This is a genomic window from Streptomyces bobili (assembly GCF_002154575.1).
GTDB classification, from domain to species: Bacteria; Actinomycetota; Actinomycetes; order Streptomycetales; family Streptomycetaceae; genus Streptomyces; species Streptomyces bobili.
Genome location: NZ_MUBA01000832.1, coordinates 1 through 3,009, shown reverse-complemented (window position 1 = coordinate 3,009; position 3,009 = coordinate 1). Strand labels below are relative to the sequence as shown.

4 protein-coding genes are annotated in these 3,009 nt (G+C 73.4%); 3 read left to right on the top strand and 1 reads right to left on the bottom strand.

Annotated features, from left to right (window positions below; all coding sequences use genetic code 11):
- The first annotated feature begins 104 nt into the window (after positions 1 to 104).
- Genes BZL64_RS38025 through BZL64_RS38015 form a run of 3 tightly spaced genes read left to right on the top strand, consistent with a single transcriptional unit; the run spans position 105 to position 1,926 of the window.
- The gene (locus BZL64_RS38025; protein WP_086773492.1) at positions 105 to 551 is read left to right on the top strand and encodes a VOC family protein; all 447 of its coding nucleotides are present in this window, start codon (positions 105 to 107) and stop codon (positions 549 to 551) included.
- Between the two features lie 25 nt (positions 552 to 576).
- Positions 577 to 1,464 (top strand): pyridoxamine 5'-phosphate oxidase family protein, encoded by an 888-nt coding sequence (locus tag BZL64_RS38020; protein ID WP_086773491.1) that lies wholly within the window; start codon positions 577 to 579, stop codon positions 1,462 to 1,464.
- A gap of 9 nt (positions 1,465 to 1,473) precedes the next feature.
- Positions 1,474 to 1,926, top strand: a complete 453-nt coding sequence (locus tag BZL64_RS38015; protein WP_244205800.1) for an NUDIX hydrolase — start codon at positions 1,474 to 1,476, stop codon at positions 1,924 to 1,926.
- Between the two features lie 66 nt (positions 1,927 to 1,992).
- Here the strand turns inward: BZL64_RS38015 and BZL64_RS38010 are convergent.
- Positions 1,993 to 3,009 (bottom strand): hypothetical protein (locus BZL64_RS38010; RefSeq protein ID WP_244205799.1); only part of this gene is annotated, 1,017 nt, incomplete at its 5' end.

Sequence of the window (3,009 nt, the reverse complement as noted above, 5' to 3'; positions counted from 1 at the left end):
GAAGGGTACGTGACCGGTTGACGCGGCTGCCTCTAACCTTTAATGTGAATTACAGAGGTTAGAACTCCACGTGCTGCTGTTTCCGTCGAAGGGGAACCCCTGTCATGACCCTGCGCACCGGCCACATCGGCCTGAACGTCACCGACCTCGACCGTTCGCTCGCCTTCTACCGGGACGTCCTCGGCTTCGCCCTCGTCGGGGAGGGCAAGGAGGAGGGTCGGCGGTACGCCTTCCTCGGGGACGGCGAGCGGCTCGTCCTCACCCTCTGGCAGCAGGCGCAGGGGGCGTACGACGGAGCCCGCGCCGGACTGCACCACCTCGCCTTCGAGGCCGACTCGGTCGAGCGCGTCCGGGAGTACGAGGCGGCCCTGCGGGCCCACGGCGCCGACTTCGCCCACGAGGGGGTCGTCGCCCACCACGAGGGCGCGGCCTCCGGCGGCATCTTCTTCCACGATCCCGACGGCACCCGCCTGGAGATCTCGGTCTCCGACGGGGTGGGCGGAGCCCCGGCTCCCGGCGACGCCTCCGCTCCGACCTGCGGCTTCTTCTAGACCCCGCAAGGTCAGGGATCACGTCATGGGCATCTACCACGCGGGCTCGCGCACCCTCCAGGACCGGGCCGGGGTGCGCGACCTGGCCGACCACGTCGGCCGGTCCGTCGGCGAGGGCATCCGGTCCGTCGCCGCCGCCTTCCTGGAACTCCAGCCGCAACTCGTCCTGGCCGCCGCCGACCCGGCGAGCGGAGCCGTATGGGCCTCGGTGATCGCGGGTACGCCCGGCTTCGTGCGGGCCACCGGTCCCCGGCGGATCTCCGTCACGGGAGGGCCGGCCCCCGCCGACCCGCTCACGGCGGCCCTCGCCACCGCGCACACCCCCGTCGGCACGATCGCCCTCGACCCGCGCACCCGCCGCCGTATGCGTCTCAACGGGCTGCTGCGGCCCACCCCGCGCGGCTTCGCCGTCGACGCCGACCAGGTGTTCGCCAACTGCCCCAAGTACCTCCAGAAGCGGGAGACCTACGAGACGGTGTCCGGCCGTCCGTCCGGGCCGCCCCGACGCGGCGCCGAACTCACCCCGGACCAGGCAGGGTTCGTCACCGCCGCCGACACCTTCTTCCTCGCCAGCGTCCGCGAGGGCGGCGCCGACGCCAGTCACCGCGGCGGCAACCCCGGCTTCGTACGGGTCCTCTCACCCGGCGAACTGGCCTGGCGGGACTACCCTGGCAACGCCATGTTCCTGAGCCTCGGCAACCTCATGGCCGACCCGCGCGCCGGGCTGCTGTTCCTCGACTGGACGACGGGCCGCACCCTGCAGCTCTCCGGGGAGGCCCGCACCGAGTTCGGCCCCGACGGCGAGCGCACGGTCCGCTTCACCGTGACGCACACCCTCGACACCCCGGCCGCGCTCCCCCTGCGCTGGTCCGCGCCCGAATACTCACCTGCCAACCCGGACCGTGACCGCTAACGTCTCGGTGTGCGAAAGACGTTGAGGGTGGCGGCCTACGCCGTGTGCGTCCGGGACGGAAAACTTCTGCTGGCCCGCTCGCCGGCGCCCGACGGCACCCCGGAGTGGGTGCTGCCCGGCGGCGGCATGGAACACGGCGAGGACCCGCACGACACGGTCGTACGGGAACTGGAGGAGGAGACCGGCTACCGCGTCGAGGTGACCGGTCTTCTCGGCATGGACTCCTCCCGCCGCACCTTCCACCGCGGCGGCCTGCGCGGCCCCGTCGACCATCACGGGGTGCGGATCGTCTACGAGGCGCGGGTGACCGGCGGCGAACTCCGCTACGAGATCGGCGGATCGACCGACCTGGCCGCCTGGCACGACCTGAGCGCCGTACCGGAACTGACCCGGGTCCGGCTGGTCGACGTGGCGCTGGAACTGTGGCGCGAGCGGCCCGTGACCGGCCGGGTACCGGCATGAGGAGGGGCCGCCGGGTCGCACCCGGTGGCCCCTCCTCTCCCCTCCTGGCGCCGCCCCGGTCCGTCACTACCGGGGCAGCACCACGACATACGCCGCCGGATCGCGGTCCCCCGACGCCATCAGCGCCGTCCGCACCACCGCCGCCTGCTGCTCCATCCCGTCCCGGAGCTTCTTCGGCGTGATGTACACGACCGTGATACCCAGCCGCTCCAGATGCTCCCTCTTGCGGGCGTACTCCGACCAGAGCGCGTCCTCGTCCTGACGCGGGGCCCGAGTGTCCAGCTCCACCGCCACCGCCTGCTCCGGCCAGTACGCGTCCAGGCCTCCCAGGTGCGGGCCGCCCGGCAGCCGCAGGTCCACGTTCCACACCGGGTCCGGCAGGCCGAACTCCCGCACCATCGTGTAGAGACGGTCCTCGGCGATGGCCCGCCCCTCCGCCAGCAGCGAGTCCACGGCGTCCACCACGTGCGGCCGGCTCAGCAGCTTGGCGTTGTTCAACTCCCGTACGATCGCGGCCGGTTCGCAGTGCCCGCCGCGCACCGCCTCCGACAGCAGCCGCCGTACCGCTCCCGCGTCCGTCAGCTGGGACACCGCGTCCGTCAGGGCGCGCGGCACCGGCGCCACCGGAACCCCCGTGGCCTCCTCCGGGGCCGGCAGGGACGCGGCGCGCAGGACGTGCGCGCAGCCCGTCGAGCGCAGCCGGCGCAGCCGGGGCACCAGGACGTCGATGCGGTCCAGGGAGAGCAGCGGCGGCGCGGAGGTGAAGCCGTGCAGGGTCAGTGCCGCCAGCCCCGTGATCATCGCCTCGCGGTACACGGGCCGGTGCGACTGCCCCGGCTCCGGCTGGGCGGGCACCCCGGACGCCGTCACCTCGCGGGCCGCGTACAGCAGCACCGCGTGCAGCCGCTCCTCACTGGTCGGCGGTCCCGGGTGGAGCAGGTACACGCCCGGCAGGAGCTGCTGCCAGGGGCCGCCGGACCGGCACTGCTCGTGCATCTCGGCCGGGGACACTCCGTGCGAGCGGAGCTGGGCGGTGGTCAGTACCCGCCGCTGTACCTCCGAGAGGTGGCGCAGGGGGCGGGC